The 22,143-nt window shown below is 66.0% G+C and carries 17 protein-coding genes and 1 pseudogene; 5 read left to right on the forward strand and 13 right to left on the reverse strand.

The genetic code is table 11. From position 1 onward, the window contains the following. Positions 1–8 precede the first annotated feature (8 nt). From Y900_RS21960 to mbp1, 4 genes and pseudogenes are all read right to left on the reverse strand, one after another. Positions 9–393 (reverse strand): annotated as a pseudogene (locus tag Y900_RS21960) (MarR family transcriptional regulator). A gap of 276 nt (positions 394–669) precedes the next feature. Further along, positions 670–930 (reverse strand): MmyB family transcriptional regulator, encoded by a 261-nt coding sequence (locus tag Y900_RS21965; RefSeq protein ID WP_036344510.1) that lies wholly within the window; start codon positions 928–930, stop codon positions 670–672. Positions 931–1,067: 137 nt separating this feature from the next. Next, entirely contained in the window at positions 1,068–1,223 is a 156-nt protein-coding gene (locus Y900_RS31825) for a hypothetical protein (protein WP_096311763.1), read from the reverse strand. Positions 1,224–1,376: 153 nt separating this feature from the next. Beyond that, on the reverse strand, positions 1,377–1,607 hold the full coding sequence (gene mbp1 / locus Y900_RS21970) for a microaggregate-binding protein 1 (RefSeq protein ID WP_036344511.1): 231 nt from the start codon (positions 1,605–1,607) through the stop codon (positions 1,377–1,379). Between the two features lie 182 nt (positions 1,608–1,789). Here mbp1 and Y900_RS21975 point away from each other — a divergent pair, with 182 nt between their 5' ends. Together Y900_RS21975 and Y900_RS30410 are read left to right on the forward strand one after the other, a co-directional pair. After that, entirely contained in the window at positions 1,790–2,932 is a 1,143-nt protein-coding gene (locus tag Y900_RS21975; protein ID WP_036344512.1) for a zinc-binding dehydrogenase, read from the forward strand. Between the two features lie 136 nt (positions 2,933–3,068). Then, positions 3,069–3,692, forward strand: a complete 624-nt coding sequence (locus Y900_RS30410) for a cupin domain-containing protein (RefSeq protein ID WP_051660196.1) — start codon at positions 3,069–3,071, stop codon at positions 3,690–3,692. A 65-nt stretch (positions 3,693–3,757) separates the two neighbouring features. Here Y900_RS30410 and Y900_RS21985 read toward each other — a convergent pair whose 3' ends face one another. From Y900_RS21985 to Y900_RS21995, 3 genes are read right to left on the reverse strand one after another with little or no spacing between them, the layout of a single operon-like run. Further along, positions 3,758–7,129 carry an ATP-binding protein gene (locus Y900_RS21985; RefSeq protein WP_036344513.1) on the reverse strand — a complete coding sequence of 1,124 codons (3,372 nt, stop codon included), beginning with the start codon at positions 7,127–7,129 and terminating at the stop codon, positions 3,758–3,760. Then, positions 7,122–7,841, reverse strand: a complete 720-nt coding sequence (locus Y900_RS21990) for a DUF4194 domain-containing protein (protein ID WP_036344514.1) — start codon at positions 7,839–7,841, stop codon at positions 7,122–7,124. Before Y900_RS21990 ends, Y900_RS21985 begins: the two co-directional genes overlap by 8 nt. Then, the gene (locus tag Y900_RS21995; RefSeq protein ID WP_036344517.1) at positions 7,838–9,319 is read right to left on the reverse strand and encodes a DUF3375 domain-containing protein; all 1,482 of its coding nucleotides are present in this window, start codon (positions 9,317–9,319) and stop codon (positions 7,838–7,840) included. The genes Y900_RS21990 and Y900_RS21995 overlap by 4 nt, the downstream gene beginning before the upstream one ends. Before the next feature lie 1,315 nt (positions 9,320–10,634). On the opposite strand from Y900_RS21995, the gene Y900_RS30415 reads away from it, so the two are divergent. Continuing rightward, a complete protein-coding gene (locus Y900_RS30415; protein WP_051660197.1) occupies positions 10,635–12,374 on the forward strand; it encodes a PGRS repeat-containing protein in 1,740 nt (579 codons plus the stop codon). Between the two features lie 131 nt (positions 12,375–12,505). Next, on the forward strand, positions 12,506–13,420 hold the full coding sequence (gene purU, locus Y900_RS22005; RefSeq protein ID WP_081845195.1) for a formyltetrahydrofolate deformylase: 915 nt from the start codon (positions 12,506–12,508) through the stop codon (positions 13,418–13,420). Positions 13,421–13,501: 81 nt separating this feature from the next. Here purU and Y900_RS22010 read toward each other — a convergent pair whose 3' ends face one another. Together Y900_RS22010 and Y900_RS22015 are read right to left on the reverse strand one after the other, a co-directional pair. Further along, positions 13,502–16,363, reverse strand: a complete 2,862-nt coding sequence (locus tag Y900_RS22010) for an MMPL/RND family transporter (protein ID WP_051660198.1) — start codon at positions 16,361–16,363, stop codon at positions 13,502–13,504. Between the two features lie 167 nt (positions 16,364–16,530). Further along, positions 16,531–16,917 carry a DUF2237 family protein gene (locus Y900_RS22015; RefSeq protein WP_036344519.1) on the reverse strand — a complete coding sequence of 129 codons (387 nt, stop codon included), beginning with the start codon at positions 16,915–16,917 and terminating at the stop codon, positions 16,531–16,533. Between the two features lie 88 nt (positions 16,918–17,005). On the opposite strand from Y900_RS22015, the gene Y900_RS22020 reads away from it, so the two are divergent. Then, positions 17,006–18,262, forward strand: a complete 1,257-nt coding sequence (locus Y900_RS22020; RefSeq protein WP_081845196.1) for an AAA family ATPase — start codon at positions 17,006–17,008, stop codon at positions 18,260–18,262. 69 nt (positions 18,263–18,331) lie between these two features. Here the strand turns inward: Y900_RS22020 and Y900_RS22025 are convergent, their stop codons facing one another. From Y900_RS22025 to Y900_RS22040, 4 genes are all read right to left on the reverse strand, one after another. Continuing rightward, on the reverse strand, positions 18,332–19,060 hold the full coding sequence (locus Y900_RS22025) for a TVP38/TMEM64 family protein (protein WP_036344520.1): 729 nt from the start codon (positions 19,058–19,060) through the stop codon (positions 18,332–18,334). Then, positions 19,061–19,870 (reverse strand): acyl-CoA thioesterase, encoded by an 810-nt coding sequence (locus tag Y900_RS22030; RefSeq protein WP_036344522.1) that lies wholly within the window; start codon positions 19,868–19,870, stop codon positions 19,061–19,063. Beyond that, complete coding sequence (locus Y900_RS22035) at positions 19,867–20,358, reverse strand: winged helix-turn-helix transcriptional regulator (RefSeq protein ID WP_036344524.1); 492 nt, start codon at positions 20,356–20,358, stop codon at positions 19,867–19,869. The genes Y900_RS22030 and Y900_RS22035 overlap by 4 nt, the downstream gene beginning before the upstream one ends. Before the next feature lie 86 nt (positions 20,359–20,444). Then, the gene (locus Y900_RS22040) at positions 20,445–22,103 is read right to left on the reverse strand and encodes a glycoside hydrolase family 183 protein (RefSeq protein WP_036344525.1); all 1,659 of its coding nucleotides are present in this window, start codon (positions 22,101–22,103) and stop codon (positions 20,445–20,447) included. Positions 22,104–22,143 lie beyond the last annotated feature (40 nt).

Below are 22,143 nucleotides of genomic sequence, written 5' to 3' on the forward strand. Positions count from 1 at the left end.
GTCAGCCCTCAGTCCGCGTCGAGGTACACGGCCGGCTCACCACTGGCAGCGGTAAATGCCGTGAGGGCGGCAACCAACCCGTGGCCTTGTCGCGCCGGCATCTTTTCGCCCATGCCGGCGATTTCGGCGCGTCGGCGCGCGGTGACCTCACGCAAGACCGCATCTCCGCGCCGGGTCAGCTTGACCACCAACTCCCGGCGGGAATTGGGATGTGGCTTCCCGGCCCGACCTCGACAGGATCTCCAGAGTGCGAAACTGCGGGATGGTAATGGTGTCCTCGACCGGAGCGATCGAACCGGCCGAAATAGCCACGAGAGATCGCGACGCCATCAGCAATGCATCAGTGGTCGCACCCAGCGAGTCATCGGTCGCGATCGTTTGGGCGACAGCCATGCCAGCTCCTTCCCGAACGCGCTTACCCGTAGCCGCAGCTGCGGACTCCCTCCTGACCGAGCCATATTACCCATGGCAATTATTTCATAGTGCTATTGTCTGACCGCCGTCGGCTCGCCGTCGGCGGTTGTCTAGGCGTAGCGGGGGCGCAAGCAGGGTCTGTGTACGACCGGATCGGTCGGGTCCGGAGCTGGCCATCCTACGAAGACCGCACCATCTTCGAATTCGGCTGCGGCACCGGCGGGTTGGCTGCCACGATGCGGAAGTTACGGCGGACTACTCCGCCGAGGTCAGTCCGACGCGGTGGTCGGCGTTGATTCGGTGTGTAGAGCCGATGCGTGTTCGGGCATGTTCTCGGTCACGGCCCAGGATGCGGGGCAAGCTCAGCGCGTCCGCCGAAGCCGTGGCGGGCTCGGCGGTGTGCTCAGTCAGTGCCAGCCTGGGCCCAGCGACGACTTCCATTGATTCGTAGGTCAATTCGAGTGATCCCACGACAGAGTTCTTGAACCGCTTGACACCTCCGCGATGAGTGCGCACTTCGTGAGCGCCTCACCACTTCAGCAGGTCCCAGACGCAAACGATGTCCCGAGACACCTGTCAAAGGTGTCTCGGGACATCAGAAGTCGTTCAGTGTTTCCGGATTACGGGCGGTTCGAAGGCGCCGCGATGCGGCGCTAGAACCAGACTTTTCGTCCCCCGACCGGGCGCCCGACTGCTCCGAGGATCCACAGCACGAGGCCGACTACGACGAGGATGCCACCGATGGTGTAAAGGATCGATAGGCCGGTGAAGTAGCCGATCAGAAGGAGGATGATGCCGAGGACAATCATGTTTCATCCGTTCGTAGAGCGTGTGTAGCGATGTAGTACTGCGCCTAGGGAATTGCCGGATCTGTCATTTTCAAACCGGCTCCCAAACAGCCGTCGAGGATGCGTCGTGCGGCAAACCTCGGCCGCGCAACGCATCCCCGCGTCACAGCTGAATTACTCGGCGGCCTTCTGGCGCGCCTCGGCGGCCTGCTCCGCGGTGCGGGCGGCCTCGGCTTCGGCTTCCTTCTTGGCTACATCGCGCGCGGCCTCAGCCTTGTCCTGCTGAGCGCGACCTTCTTCACGCAGATCGTCCTTGTCGGTGACGATGCCGATAACTTCCTTCGCCTTGCCCTTGACGTCTTCGACGACGCCTTTGACGGCTTCTTCGGGTCCGCTGTCGCCCATGATCGTTCCTTCCGTTCAGGTCAGGTGTACAGCGCTATATACCCGCCATCAGCGAAGGTTCAATCGTCAACTTCTGTGATGCCGCGCACCGTCGTAATCGTGAATCGGCGGAAGGTTCCGGCCGGCGTTGGACGTTCCTATGATCTGAACCGTTGAATGTCATCAGAAACGAGGCACCCCTAATGGTCGAAAACCTTCCTGACAAAGCTCTTGAGCTGCGTTCGCTGGTGACGTCCGACGGCAAACTCGAACTCTCGTTGCAGGAGGTCGACGTTCCGTCGCCCGGCGACAACCAAGTAGTGGTGCGGGTCGAGGCCGCGCCGATCAACCCGTCAGACCTGGGCCTGCTGATCGCGACCGCGGACATGAGCACCGCGACCGTGACCGGCACACCGGAACGTCCCGTCGTCACGGCCTCCGTACCGGAGCGCTCCCTTGCCGGCCTGGCCGCGCGACTCGACAAGTCTCTCCCGGTGGGCAACGAGGGGGCCGGCACCGTGGTGGCCGCGGGGTCATCCGAAGCGGCCCAAGCCCTTATCGGCAAAACCGTCGGGATCGCGGCCGGGGCGATGTACTCCCAATACCGCGTGGTCGACGCGCCGATGTGTCTGGTCCTGCCTGACGGAGCCACGCCCCGCGACGGGGCGTCGTCGTTCGTCAATCCGCTGACGGCGCTGGGCATGACGGAAACCATGCGCCGCGAAGGACATTCGGCGCTGGTGCATACCGCTGCCGCATCGAATCTCGGGCAGATGCTGGTCAAGATCTGCAAGAAGGACGGCATCCCGCTGGTCAACATCGTCCGCAAGCCCGAACAGGGACAGCTGCTCACCTCGCTCGGCGCCGAGTACGTCCTGAACTCGACGTCACCGTCGTTCACCGCCGATCTGGTGGAGGCACTCAAGGCAACGTCGGCCACTCTCGCGTTCGACGCGACCGGCGGCGGCACCTTGGCGAGCGACATCCTCAATGCCATGGAGGTAGCGGCCAGCGCGAAAGCAGGGGAGTACTCGCGCTACGGGTCGGATGTCCACAAGCAGGTCTATATCTACGGCGCACTCGACACCAGCCCGACCGTGCTGACCCGGAACTTCGGAATGTCCTGGGGGATCGGCGGTTGGCTGTTGACCCCGTTCCTCAAGACCGCCGGTGCCGAGACGATCGGCCGGCTGCGCGCCCGCGTGGCCGCGGAGCTGACCACGACGTTCGCCAGCAACTACACCCGTGAGGTGTCGCTGGCCGGCATGCTCAAGCCCGACGCGTTCACCGAATACGTCAAGCGCGCGACGGGCGAGAAGTTTCTCGTGACCCCGCACGACGCCTGATGTTCGTTACGAATAAGTCAAATAACCGCAGGCTGGCGGCCTGCCTCGGTTAGGCTGCGCTCTGGCCCTCCGCCGGGGTGTGGCCGGAGGGGAGTTTGCTGTCATGGATCCTGTACGCACGCGAGCAATCGTCCGAGTGACGGCGGCCGCCGTCGCGCTCGGACTGGTAGTCGCCGGCTGCGGTAAGGATGAGGGGAAGTCGTCGTCGACGACGAGCACCACGACATCCACGACGACGTCGACCACCACCGCTGCGGCCACGACAAGCGCTGAAGCCACCACGCCCGCGGGTACGCCGGACTACGCGACGCTGCTGGTGAAGCCGGCTGACATCCCGCAGGTCGGCAATACGCCGTGGGCGGGCGACGCCCCGAAGACGACGCTGACCCCGCCGCCGCCGGACGTCTCGCAGACCTATACCTCCGGAACCGACGCCATCAACATCTCGGTGATCGTCAGCGACGACGCCTCCCAGGCTGCGACCGGCCTGACTGGCGCCGCGAACAGCGTGCCCAGCCAGGTGACCGGGTCCCCGGTACCGCTGCCCGCGGTCACCCCGGATGCCACCGTCACAATCGGTACGTCGGTGGACGGCAAGTCGGCGATGGCCGCCCTGCTGTTCACGGTTGAGCGCACCGTCGTGGTGGCGATCTTCAGCAGCGCACCGGGCGACCTCAACCCGGTGCCGCAGGACTTCGTCGAGGCCGTGGGCAAGGCTCAGGTTGCGGCGATCCAGCAGAACCTGCCCAACCTGAAGTAACTCAGCACCAACCGCAAAAGGTCAGAGGCGTTGTGCCCCTGACCTTTTTGCGTTGCGCTGTGGCGCTACACCCCGGCCGGCACCCGGTCCCGTGCGGCCGAACTCCGCATCTCGGCACGCAAGGTCGTGAAGTCCGAAATCGTCTTGGACACCACGGTCGCCACCGGGCGGGCGTTGCGGCTGCTGGCCTCGGTCTTGGACACCATGATCACGCTGTCGATGTATGGCTGAATCGTGGTGGCGTTCTGCACCGTCGCTACGATGACGAGCTGGAAACCGAACTTGCGGAAGGCCTGCAGCGCCTGCTGAGCGAACTGCGGGTCCGACTTCGAGAAGGCCTCGTCGAGCATCAACTGCGCGAAAACCGGCTTGTTGTCCGAACTCTCAGGACTTGCCAGGTTGAAGCTCAACGCCCCGGCGAGGCAGAACGCCATCAGCTTTTCCTGCTCGCCGCCGGAGTTGTCGCCGGCGTTGCTGTGCGTGCGGATCAGCTCCTCGGTGCGGACGTCCCACTCGGCGCAGTCGAAGGTGAACCGGTTACGGACGTCCAGCGCGTCACGGGTCCACGCCTTGTCCTCCGGCGCTGTCGATGCAAGCCGGTTGCGCAGCCGCAAAATGTCGGCGTACTGGTCCAAGATCGCCTGTTTGTCACCCAGGCCCACCTCGGCGATGCGCCGCGAGATGGCCCGCACGATCTCGGTGAGCTCCGCCACCGCGGTCAGGCTGCGTGGCGTGGCCCGCAGCGTCAGCCGGGTACCGCTGTTGAACTCGACCGCGCCCAGACCCGTGTTGACCCGGTCGATCTGCTCGCTGATCCGCCGCGCCTCCTGCTCGGCCACCCGGTGCAGCGTGAGGATCGCATCGGGCGCCTGCTCGGTGACCAAGCGCATCATCCGCTCGTAAGCATCGGGCAGTTCGCGCTCGTCGATGTGCCGGCACAGTGCCACGTAGTCATGCACCCGCTCGTCGAACACGTCGCTGTCGTTGGGAATCGCATCGGGGAACGCGGTGTCGAAGGTGTTCAGGATGCGAGCCAGCTCATCGTATGAGCGCCTGCGACTTTCGCGCAGCTGCTCGCGCTCACGGCGAATCGTGTTGAACACGGCCTCGCGGTGCGGCTCGGGATTGAGCACCTCCAACGCCACCGGCACGAGGGCGGCGTAGCGGTTCAGCAACTCGGTCAGCGGTTCGGAGACGAACGCGGGCGCCAGCCGATCCTGCAGCTCCAGCAGCTGGGTACGCCGGGCGTCCAGGTCGTCGCGGCGGGTCTGAATGGCCCCGCGCCGCGTCATCAGCGTCTGGATCTCCTCCCAGCACTCGTCGGCGCGCGCGGTCAGCGCCTCGATGTCCGGGTTGTCGGCCAGCAGGAGCTCGAACTGCTCGCGCAGCCGGTCGGCGTGCCCGTCGGCGGTATCGCTGTCGACCTGGTTCCACTGCGGGAACTGCTCGCAGATCGCCTTGCACGCCGCTGCCCGATCCCGCCACTGCTGACGCTGCGCGGCGATATCGTCGGCCTTCCGACGCGCCTGCTGGTACAGCTCTTCGGCATTGGCGAGGTCGACGGTCAGCGCGTCGATCTTCGCCCGAACGTCGCCCTGGTAGATGTAGTCGGCCTGTTTGAGCGGACGACGGTCATCCTTGATGGCGAGCCGATCGGAGTCCTTGTACAGGCCCGTATCAGTGACCGCGCGGCGAAACCGGGAGAACACATCCGGGGTGTCCACACAGATGTGGTCGCCCGCGGCGGCGATGACGTCGGCGGCCTCGGCCGCGCACGGATGCGTCGGGTCGACGACAAAAAGCTTGCCGGCCAACGTGTTCGGTTCGGCGTCGACCGGTTCCGCGCCGACCAGCGAGGCGCGGACGTGGTGCAGCTGCAGCCGTCCGCCCATGTTGGTCTCGTTGACGAATCGCAACACCGCCGAATAGCGGTCATCGGGCACCAGAAGTCGCAGGCCCACACCCCGCAGCACCTTCTCCACGGCCACCCGCCACCGGCTCTGGTCGGGCCGCAGGTCCATCAACTCGGCAATGTAGGGCAGCTCACCGGCGTCGACACCGACTGCCGCACAGATGTGTTCGCGCATGGTGATCGCGAACTCGGGCAGCGCCGACCCGACGTGCTCGACGCGCTTGAGCTCCTTGGCGGCGTCGTCGCGGGCGATCCGGGCGGCCTTCTGCGCGTACTCGGCATCGGTGGACGCCTCGCGGCCCCGATCCAGTTTGGCCAGCAGTTCGGTGACCTCGGTGGCGAGTTCCTCACGCAGATTCCAGAACTCGTCGGCGGTGTCGGGGATGTCGATGTCCTGGGCGGCCAGCATCGTCTCGTAGGCCGCCCGGCGCCGCGACACCTGTTCGGCCTGCGCCTCCGCGCCGGCCACCTGGGACTGCAACGGCCCAAGGCTGGCACTGGATCCGCTGATCTGCGCGTTGAGCGAATCACCCTCGGCCTTGGCCAGATTCAGCTGCCGGGTGACGTCTTCGTACTCGTTGCCGAGCTGATCGATGGTGGCGTCCAGCGACTGGATCTGCGGCCCGCACTGCGTGAGCCGGACATGGTCGGTGTAGGCGCGGACCATCGGCTGATCCACCAGATCGATGATGCCCAGATCGGACGACTCGGAGGCGTAGCGCTGCTGGATCTTCTCGATGTCGCCGAGGATCTTGCGCTTCTTCTGGGCGACGGCCAGCAACTCGCGGGCCTCCACCAGCGGATCGATCTGCTTGAGCGCCTCGGGCAGGCGGGTCAGGCTACTTGGTTCGTCGAGCATGAATTCGCGCACGAACTGTTCCAGCCCGCCAACGCTTTTCAGCGACTTCGCCTTGCCGAGCAGCTGCTGGGCGGCATCGGAGGCGCGGATGCCGATGGTGGCGTACAGCTGGGCGAGGTACTGCGACTCCACCTTGGTGGAGAACCGCCACTCGTCGTCCTTGAACACCCCGGAGTCGAATCGCCCTGCCGCCCAGCGGTTGCAGACGTCCTCGATGTCTCGGTCACCGTCGGCGAGCACGAACCGGCTCGATGAGTCCGAGCGGGACTCGCCGGTCAGCCATTTCAGGACCAGGCCGGTGACCGTGCGTCCGGTGTTGCTGCGGTAGCTGACCGCGATGGCCGACCACGCCGTGCCGTCGCCGCGCAGATACATCACCTTGCTGGCGCCGCCGTCGCTGCGCTGACCCCAGGCCCCGCGCACGTACTTGTCGACCGTGCGCCGGCCCGCGCTGGATCCGGCCGCGGTGTTGTCGCCGGAGGCGTTGAAATTGCGCCGGTTGAATGGCAGGAAGCCCAGCGAAATCGCGTCCAGCAGTGAGGACTTCCCACTTCCGGACGCTCCGGCGATCAGGGCGCCGCCTTCGCTGAACGGGATGTCGTGGTAGCCGTCGAACACACCCCAGTTGATGACCTGCAGCCGCGACAAGTGGAACTGTTCAGCCATCGAGTGCGGTCTCCTGTTCATTGCGATCCGGGGATGTGCCACCGGACAGCAGCATCTCGAACTGCTGCTGCAATTCGGCTATCACCGATGCGGTCATCACGGCGTTGATCACCGGACTGACGGTGTAGCTGTCTTCGTCGTCGCGGGTCTTGCGCAGGATCTCCAGTCCGGCGAGTCGCGCGATGGCCGCGTCGATGCGGGCGGAGAAGGTCACGGTGTCGCGGTCGACGTCGTTGAGTACACCGGAGAACAGCCCGTGCACTTCCTCGCGGCTGATCAACACGGCTTGGCCGCCGGCGGCGCGCGACATCTGCGCCAGGTGCAGCGCCAGGATCGAGTCGTAGGTGCCCAACGGCTCGCGACGCAAAAGCTTGGCGCCCCTGGCGGATTCGTAACGAGCCTGCTCGACGAACGCGACTCCGCCCATTTCGTAGCCACCCTCGACCACGCGCAGCATCAGATCGAGTTCGGAGAGCCGCACCGACAGTAGCGCACGGTATTCCAGCACCCAGCTGTACAGATCGGCATCACCCTCGGCGCTGATGTAGCGGCGCGTCAGCAGTTGCTGCAGCGCCCAACAGGCCCGGTCGGGCAGCTCGCTCACGTCGCCGTCGAACCGCGGGCGCCGCTGATTCGGGGTGCGCGCGGTCTGGTCGACCTGAGGTAGTGAGCTGAACGCCGTGATATCGACGTCGGAGATGTCGTTCGTCATGCGCTGGCTCCCAACAAGCTGGAGATCGGTTCGGTGAAGACCAAGTGGGGGACCTCCATCTCACGGTCCCGTCCGTCGAGCGACTGGAACCGGACGGTGACCGGTGTGTTCGAGGCGGGGTCCGTCTGTGATGGTTGTTTGAGCGCCCACGACCACAGCACGATGACGTGACCCAGGTACGCGGCATCGAGCATCTGCACCGCGTCGGGCAGCGAGACCGAGCGCCCGGCGTCGAGCGCGGTGTTGATCATCTCCGACATCGCCGGGGCGTCGACCTGGGTGGTCAGCGCGGCGAAGCTGGTCAGGTCCAACTCGCCTTCGGAAGCCTGAGCCGGCCTGGGCGACGACAGGTCGCCGATCCGGAAGCTCAGTGCGCCAACCGAACTGATGGCGTGCCGGGCCAGGGGGAGTTCGATGTCGAGCCGCGAGTCGGTCAGCGAACTCTTGAGCAGGGCGCGGGCGGCGCCGATCGCGTCGCTGAGCTGACGGGCCACGCCGCGGCTCTGCTCCAGGGTCCCGAATGCGGTGAACCGCTTGACCCGCTGCGCGCAGCGCTGCTGGATCCGCTCCACCTCGTCGATCTGCTGGCCGACGAGCTCGAAGAATCCGGCCATCACCCTGCGCAACGCCGGGTCGAGGGCGGGCAGCGCGTGGGCGACGTCGGCGACGTCGGCCTCGAACTCCGCGCGCTGGTCCGGGTCGTTGATCATCCGGAGGAAGGCGCGGTGCGAATCGCGGCCCTGGGAGTCCCAGGCGGCCTGGTAGTCGGCGTACATCTGGCGCTGCCGGTCGCGGTAGGCCAGGTTGCTGTCGATGGGCTCGTCGAGCGCGGCGGTGGCCCGCTCGATCATCGTGCCGTACTGGCCAATGTCGGTGATCAGCCGTTCCATCTGCAACGCGATGGCGTGGGCCTCGTCGTACATGTCGGTCATGTCGACGTCGGCAGAGCGGTCCAGCTCCTCGCCGCGTTCCAGCGCATCCAGTTCGGCGTGCAGGGCGGCGATCTCAGCCTGTATTCCGGCGCGGATGCGGATCGGGTCGTTGCCGACCCGCAGCGCGATCTGCTTGAGGCGCGCGGCGATGCCGTTGATCGACCCACCGGTGGCGATGGTGTCCTCGCGGCGCAGCCCGCGCAGGAAGTCCAGCGCCCTTCGGGCGTCCTGGGTGAGGTAGCAGAGGTTGCGCTCGACGCCGCTGCGCTGGTCGGCCACCCGGTGCAGCCAGCCCTGGCTGGCCCAGCTCTTGATCAGGCCCAGGCCGGACTGTTCGCCGCCGGGCCGGCCCAGTTCGTCGAGGTCGCGCTCAAGTCGCACCACCAACTCGGTCTCGCTGATCTCGCCTCCGCTGAGGTGGCGTTCCATCAGAGTGGCGTATCCGCCCAGGTTGAGCGTGGCCAGCAGCCGGATCGTGGGGGAGCCCTGGATCTCGCGGTTGATATCGAGGAGGTCGACGGCCGACAGGGTGCTGTCGTCGTCCACTTCATCTCCTTCGCGGCGTAGGTGCTCGGACGGTCCAACATAGGGCACGGCGCGGACATCGCCGGGCCCCACGGGTGGGTGTCGGCCGGGTGTCGCAGAATGCCCGTCACAGCCGTCCCAGGAGTGCTCGCGAGCCTCGTTGGTAACAGCGTGGCCGCAATAATCAAGGGTCTACTGCCACCACAATCCGCCGCTTGCTGACCCCACGCCGTCGAGAAATGCAGGCAACGGCATCCGAGTCGGCCTCCGGCGTCCGCTCCGGCACCGACAATTGATCATGAAAGTGCTCTCACACCGGTCACTGGATGGGCCGATCGAACCGTCTGAAGTCGGCATTATTTCGGCGCACCGGAACGCTCATATTTTGCGACTTTTTGTGCTAAGACACGGATGTGTAGGCCGGTATCGCTCGCTGCTGTCGTCGTTATTACAGATTAATGACAATGGACTGTTTTGGCGATTGCTGGAAAACCGGCTCGAGATTATCGCGGTTTGCGGTCGGTCGGCTGCCGATCGTTCGGCGGTCCGGGCTCCTCAATCCAGTGCTGCGCGACCTCCCGGGCGAGTGTTCGGGACACTCGGATGGTCGCCGAAGCCAGCACACACCAGGTACATCAATCAGACCAGTTCGCAGCGGTTCAGGTGACGCGGTGACCGGCATGGCAGCCGGCGCGGGTGTCACGCCGGCTGACACGGAGGGCGGATGCTCTCGACCAAGCGGCAGTCCTCAGAGTGTCAGCGGTCGGTCGCTCGACCCGTTTGCGGATCCGCGGGTGTCGGGGACGCATCCCGCAAAAGACAATTTGCTCCGGTGTGAATATGTGATTGTTGACACAGCGTTATAAGTCCTCTAATGTTGCATCTAGTCAGGTTTGTGAGGATCGATTCGATCTACTACCGCTCCGAAATTGTATAGCTCGCGAGGGAGCTTCCAAGGGCGGTCCATAAACCATCAAGCGAATCGATATCGACACCATTCGCCGCACGGCAATCGCTGTGCCGATGTTCTGACTTCCTATCGAATTCGTCTTGTGCGGCGCTCGTGCCATCCGGCGTCGCTGTTCGCGGTGGATTCGCCACATTCTGCCGGTCGCCGATCGGCTCTCTAGCTTTGCGTTGTCAGTTCGATTGTCGAGCGCAAAGGCCATCGAATGATGCGGCCGTCTCCGTGGCGCGCTCAATGAGTCAACGAACGGAGCAACTCGGTCCACCACCCCTTCGACGTCAATCGGCCCAGTGTGGCCACACCGCAAGAAATGTAAGTAGGAGCAAGAAAATGAGAAAATACGTCTTCCCCTGTGCAACCGGAATCGCCATGGCTGGAACGGGTTTCGCGCTCGCGTTCGGAGCCGGTGCCGCGCAGGCCGCGCCTGCGTATGTCGCTCCGTTGTCGCCGGCGAGCAGCTCGGCGTCCACAACGTCAGGGCTCAACTGCCTCATGATGGGATCGGGGTGTTCGGCCGCCAATGGGGTGCAGGCCAGTGCGTTCGCAATCACACCGAATTTACCGACCCCCAATTTCCTGGCGGCTTCGGTATTCAGCCCGGGCAGCGTTAATCAACCGTTCTACGGACTCATCGGGCTCGCTGGGCAGATTCCGATTGTCAATATCTTCATCGCGAACGGTACGAATGGTGCCGCAGGCACCGGTGTAAACGGTGGGCGTGCCGGATTGTTGATCGGTTATGGCGGTATCGGTGGTTCCGGCTCGGCCGGATTGGCCGGTGGTAACGGCGGAGCTGGCGGGCTGTTCTTCGGCAACGGCGGCGGCGGGGGCGCGGGCGGAACCAGTGCCGCGGGCGGCAATGGCGGAAACGCCGGTTCCCTGGCGCTGTTCGGGCACGGTGGAAGCGGTGGCACGGGCGGCAACGGCACAGCGGGCAACGTCGGCGCCTCCGGTGGCGGCGCAGCCGCAGACGGTTCGACCGGCGCACCCGGCACAACAGTGGGCGGCACCGGCAACAACGGGGTGAACCCGACGCCTGGCGGCCCCGCGGGCTCTCCTGGTGACGCGGGCGGGACAAGCACCGTCACCGGTGGGAACGGCACGGCCGGTGGAGTCGGTAATCCCGGTGGTGAGGGTGGCGCCGGTGGAGCAGTCGCCGGCGGCGCGCCGGTGGCGACCGGTGGTAACGGAGCCGCAGGCGGCAACGGAACCGACGGCGCCAACGGCGGTGCAGGTGGCGCAGGCGGAGCCTCGTCCACCACAGCGGCCGGCGGAGTGGCCAACGGCGGCACCGGCGCCAACGGAGGCAACGGCGGAGCTGGCAATACGAACGGTGGGGTCGGCGGTGCCGGCGGCGCCGGGGTGAGCACGACCGGCGTCGGCACCGGCGGAACCGGCGGCAACGGTGGCAACGGTGGGACCGGCGCTGCCGGCCAGCAGGGCGGAACCGGAAGTGCGGGCGGAACCGGCACGAATGGGACCGCAGGCACCACAGTCGGCGGCAATGGCACCGCGGGCGGACCCGCAGGGGTCGGCGGCAACGGCGGTCGTGGCGGGCTCTTGGGGACCGGCGGTGCGGCCGGTAACGGCGGCACTGGCGGGACCGGTGGAGCTGGCGGCACGGGCCAAGCAGGTGGCGCAGGTGGCACAGGCGGCACTGGCGCGGCAGGCGGTACCGGAGGTAACGGTGCCGCAGGCGGCAACGGTGGCGCGGGCGGTGCCGGCGGTTCCGGCACGGGTGCCGGCGGCACCGGTATAGGCGGCGTCGGTGGTACCGGGGGATCCGGTGCTACTGGTGGAGCAGCCGGCGCGGGTGGATCCGGCGGCGCGGGTGGTGCAGGCGGCACGGGCGGCACGGGTGCGGCGGGTGGTACCGGCGGAACCGGCGGTAACGGCGCTGCAGCCGGCACCGCTGGTCGCGGCGGACTCTTCGGCCGCCCGGGCCATACCGGCACTGCGGGCAGCACTGGTGCGAACGGCGCGACCGGCGGGACCGGGGCGACCGGGGCCACTGGTGGGACCGGCAACACCGGGCCGACCGGTGGGAGCGGCACTGCGGGTGCCAACGGCACCAACGGCGCCCACGGCGCCCACGGTGCGTCGTCATAACCACGACGGCGGCTCCTCGCTGAGAGGTCGCTGCTGATCGGATGCTCGGGGCGTCGGCTGAAGCCGGCGCCCCGAGTGCGTCCTGGCCTGTTCGCGCAGACCGAAACAGCCAACAAGGAAGGCGAAAAGTCATGGCTCGCAATGGCTCAACCACATCCATCGGGGGTGTACATCCCCAGCCGGCAAGCGCGGCGTCAGCGAACACTGACGTCGGACGGCTACTTTTACGCTGCGCCGACCGCCCCGGCCTGGTGTCCGCCGTCAGCACGTTCCTGGCCGGTGCCGGGGCCAACATCGTGTCGCTGGACCAGCATTCGACCCGCCACTCCGGCGGTACCTTCATGCAGCGCACGATCTTCCATCTTCCCGGGCTGTCGATCGCACGCGATGCGATGCGGCGCGACTTCGCCGCGGACATCGCCGCGCGGTTCGAGATGGACTTCAGCCTGACCGAGGCGTCGACACCCAAGCGGGTGGCCATCATGGCATCGACCGCGGACCACTGTCTGCTGGATCTCCTGTGGCGCAATCGTCGTGGCGAACTGGACATGTCGGTGCAAGCGGTGATCTCCAACCACCTCGACCTGGCCGAGCAGGTACGACCGTTCGGGGTACCGTTCGTGCACGTGCCCGCGGGGCGGGCAGATACCGAAAACCGCCAACTCGACCTACTCGGCGGCAACGTCGATCTGGTGATATTGGCGCGCTACATGCAGATTCTCACGCCCCGGTTCCTCGAGCAGGTCGGTTGCCCCCTGATCAACATCCACCACTCGTTCCTGCCCTCGTTCGTTGGGGCTGCACCCTATCGCCGGGCGAAGGAGCGTGGAGTCAAACTCGTCGGGGCCACTGCGCACTACGTGACCGCAACTCTCGACGAGGGACCGATCATCGAACAAGACGTTGTGCGAGTAGACCACCGCCATGATGTCAGCGACCTGACCCGCCTGGGTGCTGACGTCGAACGCGCGGTTCTCTCGCGAGCAGTGCTGTGGCACTGCGAAGACCGCATCATCCGCGACGGAAACCAGACGATCGTCTTCTGATCCTGGGGCAGCACCAGTCGTCGGCGTCGATGCCCACACTGACGGAGTCGGGGCGTCGAGTCACAGCAGAGCGAGCGCCGGCTAGCGTAGCAATTGACCGTGCGGCCGAGTGGACAGCGGCCGTGATCGCACGACGCGCGGCCACCAGAACCATGGACCCATCAGCGCCGCGATCGCCGGCGTCATGAATGCCCTCACGACCAGAGTGTCGAACAGCAGCCCGAGCCCGATCGTCGTGCCCACCTGAGCCACCACCACCATGGCGCTCACTGACATCGAGATCATGGTGAAGGCAAACACCAGGCCTGCCGCGGTCACCACCGATCCGCTGCCGCCCATCGCGCGAATGATGCCCGTGTTGATGCCGGCCGGTATCTCTTCTTTCATCCGGGCGACCAGCAGCAGGTTGTAGTCGGCGCCGACCGCCAACAAGATGATCACGGCCATCGCCATGACCATGAACTGCAGCTCGATACCCAGGATGTGCTGCCACAGCAGCACCGAAAGCCCGAACGACGCTCCGAGCGACAGCACGACGGTGCCGACGATCACCGCCGCGGCCACGATGGCTCGGGTGATCAGCAGCATGATGATGAAAATCAGCGACAGTGCGGCCACGCCGGCGATCAACAGGTCGTACTTGTTGCCCTCCTGCATGTCCTTGAAGGCCGATGCGGTGCCACCGAGGTAGACCTTGGAACCTTCCAGGGGGGTGCCTTTGATGGCTTCGAAGACGGCGTTCTTGATGGCGTCGATGCGGTTGATGCCGTCAGCGGACAGCGGGTCGTCCTCGTGCGAGATGATGAACCGGACGGCGTGGCCGTTCGGGGAGATGAAATTCTTTATGCCGCGCTTGAATTCGTCGTTGTTGAAGATCTCCGGCGGCAGGTAGAACGTGTCGTCATTCAGTGAATCATTGAACGCAGCACCCATCGCCGCCTGGTTCTGGCTCAAGGCGGCCTGCTGATCCTGCTGGCCGGCCTGGGTGGCCTGCTGGGTCAGCATCATGATGCGCATCCGCTTCATCGACTCGATGGACGAGTTCATCAGCGGAATCATCTGCGGCATAACGGCATCGAGCGCGTGCATGTCCGGCAACAGCTGCTGGATGTCGTCGCTCATCTTGTCCACGCCGTCGAGAGTGTCGAAGACCGACCGGGTCGACCAGCACAGCGGGATGTCGTAGCAGTGCGGCTCCCAGTACAGGTAGCTGCGGATCGGGCGCAAGAAGTCGTCGAAGTCGGAGATGTGGTCACGCAGTTCGGCGATATCCTGGGCAGTCTTGTCGGTCTTGCCCACCATGTCGTGCGTGACGCCGCTCAATTCCTGCATCAAACCGATCATCTGCGTCATCGTGTTGATGGTTTTCTGCATGTCCTGACCCTGCACCAGCATGTCGGCCATCCGGTCCTGCATGTATGACCGGTTCATCGTCTGACTGGTGCTGCCCATGCTCATCTGGGACGGAATCGTGCTGTATTTCAACGGTTTACCGGCAGGACGGGTGATCGACTGAACCCGGCCGATTCCGGGCACCTTGGCGATCGCCTTGCTGATCTTCTCGATCACCAGGAAGTCGGCCGAGTTGCGGACGTCCTTGTCGGTTTCCAGGAGCAGCATCTCGGGGTTCATCCGCGCGATGGGGAAGTGCCGCTCGGCGGCGGCGAAGCCTTCGTTGGCGGGCAGGTCGGCAGGCAGATACTTCCGGTCGTTGTAGTTCGGCTGATAGCCCGGCAGAGTGATCAGTCCGATCAGGGCGATCATCACCGTCGAGAACAGGATGGCGGCGGGCCAGCGCACCACAGCCGCACCGAGGCGCCGCCAGAACCGAATCCGCATGGCCCGCTTGGGCTCGAGCAGCCCGAAGCGGCTGGCCACCGTGACGATCGCCGCGCCCAGCGTCAACGCCGACACCACCGCGACCACCATGCCGACGGCCAGTGGAACACCCAGCGACTTGAAGTACGGCAGTCGGGTGAAGGACAAGCAGAACGTCGCGCCGGCGATCGTCATGCCTGAGCCCAGCACCACGTGCGCGGTGCCGTGGTACATCGTGTAGTAGGCGTCTTCGCGGCTCTCGCCGACCGATCTGGCCTCTTGATATCGCCCGATCAGGAAGATCGCATAGTCCGTTGTCGCCGCTATCGCCAATGTCACCAATAGCTGGGTTGCGAACGGCGATAGACCTATGAGGTTGTGATAACCCAGGAAGGCGACGGCGCCACGGGTCACCGTCAGACCCAGGATCAGCATCACCAGCACCAGCCCGACGGTGATGAATGATCGGTAGAAGAACAACAGCATGATGACGATCACGCCGATGGTGGTCATCTCGATGATCCGGATGCTCTTGTCACCGGCGTGCTGCTGGTCGGCCTGCAGCGCGGGGCCACCGGTGACGAAGACCTTGACGCCCGGCGGGGGTGACAGGCCCTTGACGATCTTCTGGACCGCCTCCACCGAATCGTTGCCCAGTGTCTCGCCCATGTTGCCGGCGAGCGCCACCTGCACGTAGACGGCCTTCGAGTCGGCACTCAGCGCCCCGGCCTCAGTGAGTGGATCGCCCCAGAAGTCCTGGATGTGCTGCACGTGCGTGGTGTCGGCCCGCAGCGCGGCGATCATCTGGTTGTAGAAGTGGTGCGCGTCGTCGCCGAGGGGCTGGTCGCCTTCCAGCACGATCATCGCCGAACTGTCGGAGTCGGACTCCTGGAAGACCTTGCCGGAGCGCATCATCGCGATGACCGACGGCGCTTCCTTCGGCGACATCGACACCGCTCGCAGCTTGCCGACTTCTTCCAGCTGTGGAACAGAAACGTTCAGCACCACGATCAGCCCGAGCCAGCCAAGGATGATGGGCACCGCCAAGCGGCGGATCCACTTGGCCAGCGCCGCTCGCTGCGGTGGCTCGGTGTGGACCACGCGTTCTTCGATAGGGGTGCTCACCAGGCCCCCTTCGGCTCAACGCCCCAGCTGAGCACCTCGGCGCTAATCCTCCCGTGCGGTAAAAATACTTAGATAGTCATACCAGACTGCGGGCTTCCTGTGTGAGGTCGGTAACGGCGTTCCAGGCGCGCTGGGAGTGACCCGCCGGCATACACGGCGCATGCGCGCTACAGCGCACCCAGATCGTCGGGCACGTCGACGGCGTACTCCTGCAGAGTCTCCAGCGGCACCACATCCAGGGTTCGCTCGTGAGTGCAGGCGAGCACGACCGGCGCGGCGTGCCCGTCGGTGTGGGCGCGCAGCCAGTTCAGCGCTGTGACACACCACCGGTCGCCGGGCGTCAGGCCGGGAAATCGATATTGCGGCATCGGGGTGGACAGATCGTTGCCTATGGAGCGCTGGTGGGCGAGGAATTCGGCGGTCACCACCGCGCAGATGGTGTGCCGGCCGGCGTCCTCGAGGCCAGTCGAACAACAGCCGTCGCGATAAAAACCGGTCATCGGATCGGTTCCGCACGGTTCGAGGGGGCCGCCCAGGACGTTGCGATCAGCCATGTGAGCCAGTATTCCGTGGCGCGGGATGCGATGGGGCTTGTCGGGGGTTGTTACCAGAAATGACTAGTTGCACCGGGTCGGGCCGTCGATGGCGCGACCCGTCCTGAGAGGCCGAAACGCCGAACTTGCTGCCGTGGCGACGTTGCTGCGGCGGACCGCTGACGTGCGGCAAGGCTGTGTGATCCGGCTGCGCGGCGAGCCCGGCATCGGCAAGAGCGCGATGCTGCACGCGGTCGCGCGGCACGCGGCCGCGGCCGGTTTCGCCGTCGGTTTCGGCAAGGCCGAGGAACTGGATCAAATCTCGGCATGCGCCCCGCTGCTGGTCGCGTTGCGGTCCGGCTCGAAGCCGTTGCTGGACGCCGACACTTTCGCGGGTCTCGCACCGCTTCATCACCAGCCGGTGTGGCTCGTCGACCGCATCGCTTCGCTGCTCGACGAGATCTCGGCCCGCAGTCCCGTTCTGATCGTCGTCGATGACGCTCAGTGGGCGGACCCGGTAACCCGATTCGCCCTCGAGACGTTGCCTACCCGTCTCGCCGAGGCGCCGGTGGTCTGGCTGACTGCCAGCCGTGACGTCGGTACCGAGTCCACCGGTGCTCTCGACGACATCGACCGGCACGAGGTGGTGCTGGGGCCGCTGACCGGCGCCGAGCTGGATGCACTGGCGCGCGACTACCTGGGTGGCCCTGCCGAGGGGCTTACACATCGACGCCTACATGCGTTGGGCGGCAACCCTTTTCTGGCGGTGCAACTGTTGTCGGGAGTGGCCGCGGCACCCAGCGCGGGGTCGGAGACCGAGGACATCCCGCCGGCGTTCGCCGATGCGATCGACCACCGCTTGCGCTCGCTCCGTCCAGGCACCGCCGAGCTGGTCGAACTCGCGGCCGTCTGGGGCAGGCCGCTCGACCTTTCCGACGCCGCCGAGTTACTCGGCGGCCTGTCCGTTGTGGCGATCACGGCGCAGCGGCGCGAAGCTCACGGGCGCGGCCTGCTGGCCGAGGATCGCGACCACGTCGCGTTCGCCCACGACCTGATCCGGGAAGCGGTTTACGAGACCGTGCCCGCAGCGGTTCGCCGCGCTCTGCACATGCGGTGCGCCAGATATCTGGTGGCGTCGGGCAAGGGCGTGGTCGCGGCAGCGCCGCACGCCCGCGCCGCCGCCCGCCCGGGCGATTACGAGGTGGTGGAGATCCTTCGTGGTGCTGCCTGCGGTATCGGCCGACAAGCCGACCGCCGAGGCGCCGGCCAAGGCCGAGGAATCGGCAACGCACGCCGCGCCCCAGGCCGCGGCAAAACCGGTGCGGCACAGGGCGGTGGCGTCGAGTTCTGCGGGTACGAGCGGTGACGGTAAGTCCAACTCGGCCGCCGGGGCCAAAGGGCCGCACACGTCGGGTGGTCGCGGACACAGCGGCCGCTAACCGGGAGTGGGTCTGTCCTCACCCCCGGGGAGGGGCCCACCCTCGCGCCGCCCACGCCAGCCGCGATAACCGCGATGGGCGGCGAACGCCCCGATGATCGCGGTGATACACCACACCGCGATCGCGGTATAGCCCAGTGGCGATGACAGGTCCGAAATCGACGCGCCCAGCGCGGTATAGACGAACGCGCGCGGCGCAGATCCGACGAACGCTCCAACCGCCATCTGCCACAACGGCATTCCGAACGCGCCGAATGCGTAGGACGCCAGCGCATCGGAGATACCCGGCACGAACCGCTGACCGACCACCGCCCACAGGCCGCGGCGCTGGATCTGCGAGTCGATGCGGGCCGACCAGTCGGGGCCGAGCAGAACTCGGGCGCTGTCGCGGCCGGCTCGCCTGCCCAGCAGGGCGGCGATGACCGCCGTCAAGACCGTCGAACCGAGAGTGACGAACGTGCCCAGCAGCGGCCCGAACAACACGCCACTGCCGGCGGCCAGCAGCGGGCCCGGAACGAACACGGCGGCCAATCCCGCCGACACCACGACGTAGACCAGGGGAGCGGCGGGACCCGTCGCCGATACCGCGGCGCGCACACCCGCCGGGTCGATGACCTTGGATACGGCAACGAGATAGAACAGCGTCAGTAGGGCCGCGACGAACAGCACGAGCCGCAGCATGTGCGGCCACCGTCGGGTTGCGGGCAGTTCGGGATCGTCGGCCATTCAGTCTTTGTAGTAGACGATCTGGTGACTGGTGGCCAGCAGGGTCCCTGTGCGGCCCCAGATCTGCGCGGTCTGATCGAAGTATCCGCGGGCGAACCGCTGGGCGTGCGCAGTGGCCAGGACGTAGTCGGAACCCTGCTCGGCGAGTTCGGTGCCGTCGACGTGGAAGTAGGTCGTCAGCGAGATGGTGCCGGCCGGCAGCATCCGACCCCGGCGCAGGAACACTCGCGGGTAGAAGACGTCGGTGAGCGCGCTCAGCGCGGCGAAGTCCAGCGCGCGGGCCGGGCGTTGTCGCACCCACAGCGTCGTCGTCGATGACGAACTTTCCGCCGCGTCGGTCGGCACCCCACCCTCGATGTAGTGCATGTCGTAGTTGCGCATCCACGGCACGGGGCCGGGAACCGTTGTGTGCGCGATGCTTTCGGGATCGGGCGCATCGGGCATCGTGAGTTCGGTGTCGGACCAGGCATCCCGGCGGATCCCGAAGACTGCCGTGGCCGTGGTCGTGACTCCGTGGTCCTGAGAAACCTCGGCGATCCAGTGCTGATTGGTCCGGTTGGTGCGGGCGGCGCGCACGGCGATGTCGAATGTGCCGTCGGTCACCGGCGCCAGATAGTTGACGGTCAGGGCGACGGGTTCGCCGATCCGGTCCGGGTGCTCGGCGATCGCACGCACAATCGCGGCAGCCGTCACCCCGCCGAACGGACCCACCATGTTCGCGTACTCCGGCGTGGTGCGACCGGTGGAGGTCCCGATGCCCTTGTCGGACAAGCTGATTGCGGTGTCGAAAGGGTGAGTGGTCGTGGTCATCGACTCGTCTTTCCGGTCTCGGCCGGGCGGGCACCGGGGCCCGGCCGCGGCTCGGTGTCGTGGGCGGTCAGTAGGGTGTGGTCGTCGGGGCATCGCAGAACCAGTTCGACGGGATGGCCGCAGTCCCGATGCACGACCTCGACCGGTGGACCGGCCGCGTCGGCCTCCCACTTGTCGCCCCAGTGCATCAGCGCGATCACGGCCGGCAGCAGCTCGCGGCCCTTCTCGGTCAGCCGATACTCGTGACGCTCCCGCTGGCCGGGCTCCTGATAGGGCACCTTCCGCAATACGCCCGCTGCGACGAGGGTGTTCAGGCGGTCGGTGAGAACCTGGCGGGGACAGCCGATGCGGTTCTGGAACCGCTCGAAGCGCCGGGCGCCGTACAACGCCTCGCGTAGTACCAACAGGGTCCACTTCTCGCCGACGATGTCCAGTGCTCGCTTGACCGAACAGTTTTCGGTACTGATCAGGTCGCGGTCGACGGGCACAGCGGTAAGAGTAGCAGAGTCTGAATTATAGACTCAGCACGTGACGCCGAACGCCACACCCGAGTGACATTCGCAGGCGAGTGGCCTCAGACCAGCGTGGCCTTCAGCGACGACAGGTCGGTCTTCATCAGCACGACGTTGTAGTTGCCCCACAGCGACATGTTCCAGTACAGCGTGCTGTCGTCCGGATTTCCATTGCTGTCGACCAGCTTTCCGGTGCCCGACCACGGATGGATCATCGGCGCGTACAGGCCGGGGTAGGTCGCCGAGGTCGCCACTGTGATCGGAGCCGACCACTGACCATTGGGCTCGTCGGCGTACCGGAGCTCGACGTTGTTCTGGCCGTTGGCATACATCATCACGTACTTGCCGAGATAGTCGTTGTACTGAACCGACATCTCGCTGACGTTGCCACCCGTCTTGGCGCCGAACAGGCCGCCGAGCATCCCGCCCAGCACATTTGGGTTGTTGGCCCAGTCGATGACGGGTCCGAAAAGCCCTGCGGAATGAGTGGAATCGCCGATGACCGGCGTGGCCGCGACGGGCTTGCCGGTCACCCAGGTGCTCGTGGTCGCGTTCCAGTACTGGTACTTGGCCAGGTTGTTCACGTCGTCGACGGAGACCCGCGAGAGGTAGGCCGAACCGGCGCGGCCGGACGGAGTGCCGAAGGCGTAGAGGTACTGGGTGTCGCCGGGTGCAACCTGGTCGGCGGGCTCCAGCACGTACGCCGCCTGCTGGAAATTCTGGTTGCCGGGGACGTAGGGGTGAGTGGAACCGAACCAGCTCGCCGAGCGGATGGTCGACCCCTGCAGCACCCACTTGTCGGTGGCTTGGTCGTACATCGAGATGGCCGAGTAATTGGTGGTCCAGCGCCCTGGGGTATCCCATGACTTGACCGACATGTAGTTGACGTACTGCTGGTTGTTGACCGAGACGGCCGATGTCGGGATGACGGTCACCTCGGAACCCAGGAACGGAAATAGCACGCCGGAGTTGCGCGGGATGAACTGGTAGGCGTAGCCGGTCTGTAACAGCGAAAGGCCGTTGCTCAGGTTGTGGTCCTGGCTGAGGAGCAGGACGTTGGAACGCCAGTCGCCGGTCTGGCCCGGACCGCTGAAGGTGTCCCCGAACGCCAGTTGGATATTGCCGGTCAGCCCGTTCTCCCACATGATGCCGAGGTCGGTTCCATAGATTCCGAAGCCGGCGGTGTTGTTCGTCTGCGGCCATCCGATGCCGGGGTAGGCGTTGTTGGCCTGTCCGGTCACCCAGCCGACCGGATACGACGGGATGGTGGTCGGCGGCGAGGTCACCACCGCGGCGGTCGATACGGCCGCGCTGGCAGCAGCCTCGCGTTTGGAGTTGCCCATTCCAGTCGAACTGGTCGTCAGGCTGACCGCCGACAGCAGCCCGGTGACGACCTTGGGTGCGGTCGGCTTCGCAGCGGCGCTGACCGCGCTGGCCGTCGGGGCGGCGGCATCAAAGGCCTTGCTCGTGCTGCGTGCGGTCAGCTTGTTCGAGGTGCGGGCCGACGATGCGGTGGCCTTGGGCTTCGACGGTCCGGACGAGCCGGCGCCGGACGAACCAGTGCTGGACGAACTGTGCGACGACGAGCCCGAGTCGCCCGAGCCGGACCCCTCCGCCCACGCCGCGCCGGCGCCGGCGAGGATCGCCACCCCGACACCCAATCCCACTGCCAGGCCGCCGATGCGGCCCACATATGCCGAGGCATTATTCGTCGAACCCATCACTGCTTCCCCTTAGAAAACGCTGAGAAGACGGTACCGC

The organism is Mycolicibacterium aromaticivorans JS19b1 = JCM 16368, from assembly GCF_000559085.1.
GTDB lineage: Bacteria > Actinomycetota > Actinomycetes > Mycobacteriales > Mycobacteriaceae > Mycobacterium > Mycobacterium aromaticivorans.

Excerpts from the sequence above, each read along its gene's own strand:
- Y900_RS22020 (WP_081845196.1), top strand. The coding sequence starts at position 17,006 with ATGGCGCGACCCGTCCTGAGAGGCCGAAACGCCGAACTTGCTGCCGTG.
- Y900_RS22030 (WP_036344522.1), bottom strand. The coding sequence starts at position 19,870 with ATGACCACGACCACTCACCCTTTCGACACCGCAATCAGCTTGTCCGAC.
- mbp1 (WP_036344511.1), bottom strand. The coding sequence starts at position 1,607 with ATGGGCGACAGCGGACCCGAAGAAGCCGTCAAAGGCGTCGTCGAAGAC.
- Y900_RS22015 (WP_036344519.1), bottom strand. The coding sequence starts at position 16,917 with ATGGCTGATCGCAACGTCCTGGGCGGCCCCCTCGAACCGTGCGGAACC.
- Y900_RS30415 (WP_051660197.1), top strand. The coding sequence starts at position 10,635 with ATGGCTGGAACGGGTTTCGCGCTCGCGTTCGGAGCCGGTGCCGCGCAG.
- Y900_RS31825 (WP_096311763.1), bottom strand. The coding sequence starts at position 1,223 with ATGATTGTCCTCGGCATCATCCTCCTTCTGATCGGCTACTTCACCGGC.
- Y900_RS22040 (WP_036344525.1), bottom strand. The coding sequence starts at position 22,103 with ATGGGTTCGACGAATAATGCCTCGGCATATGTGGGCCGCATCGGCGGC.
- Y900_RS21985 (WP_036344513.1), bottom strand. The coding sequence starts at position 7,129 with ATGGCTGAACAGTTCCACTTGTCGCGGCTGCAGGTCATCAACTGGGGT.
- Y900_RS21975 (WP_036344512.1), top strand. The coding sequence starts at position 1,790 with ATGGTCGAAAACCTTCCTGACAAAGCTCTTGAGCTGCGTTCGCTGGTG.
- purU (WP_081845195.1), top strand. The coding sequence starts at position 12,506 with ATGGCTCGCAATGGCTCAACCACATCCATCGGGGGTGTACATCCCCAG.
- Y900_RS21990 (WP_036344514.1), bottom strand. The coding sequence starts at position 7,841 with ATGACGAACGACATCTCCGACGTCGATATCACGGCGTTCAGCTCACTA.
- Y900_RS22025 (WP_036344520.1), bottom strand. The coding sequence starts at position 19,060 with ATGGCCGACGATCCCGAACTGCCCGCAACCCGACGGTGGCCGCACATG.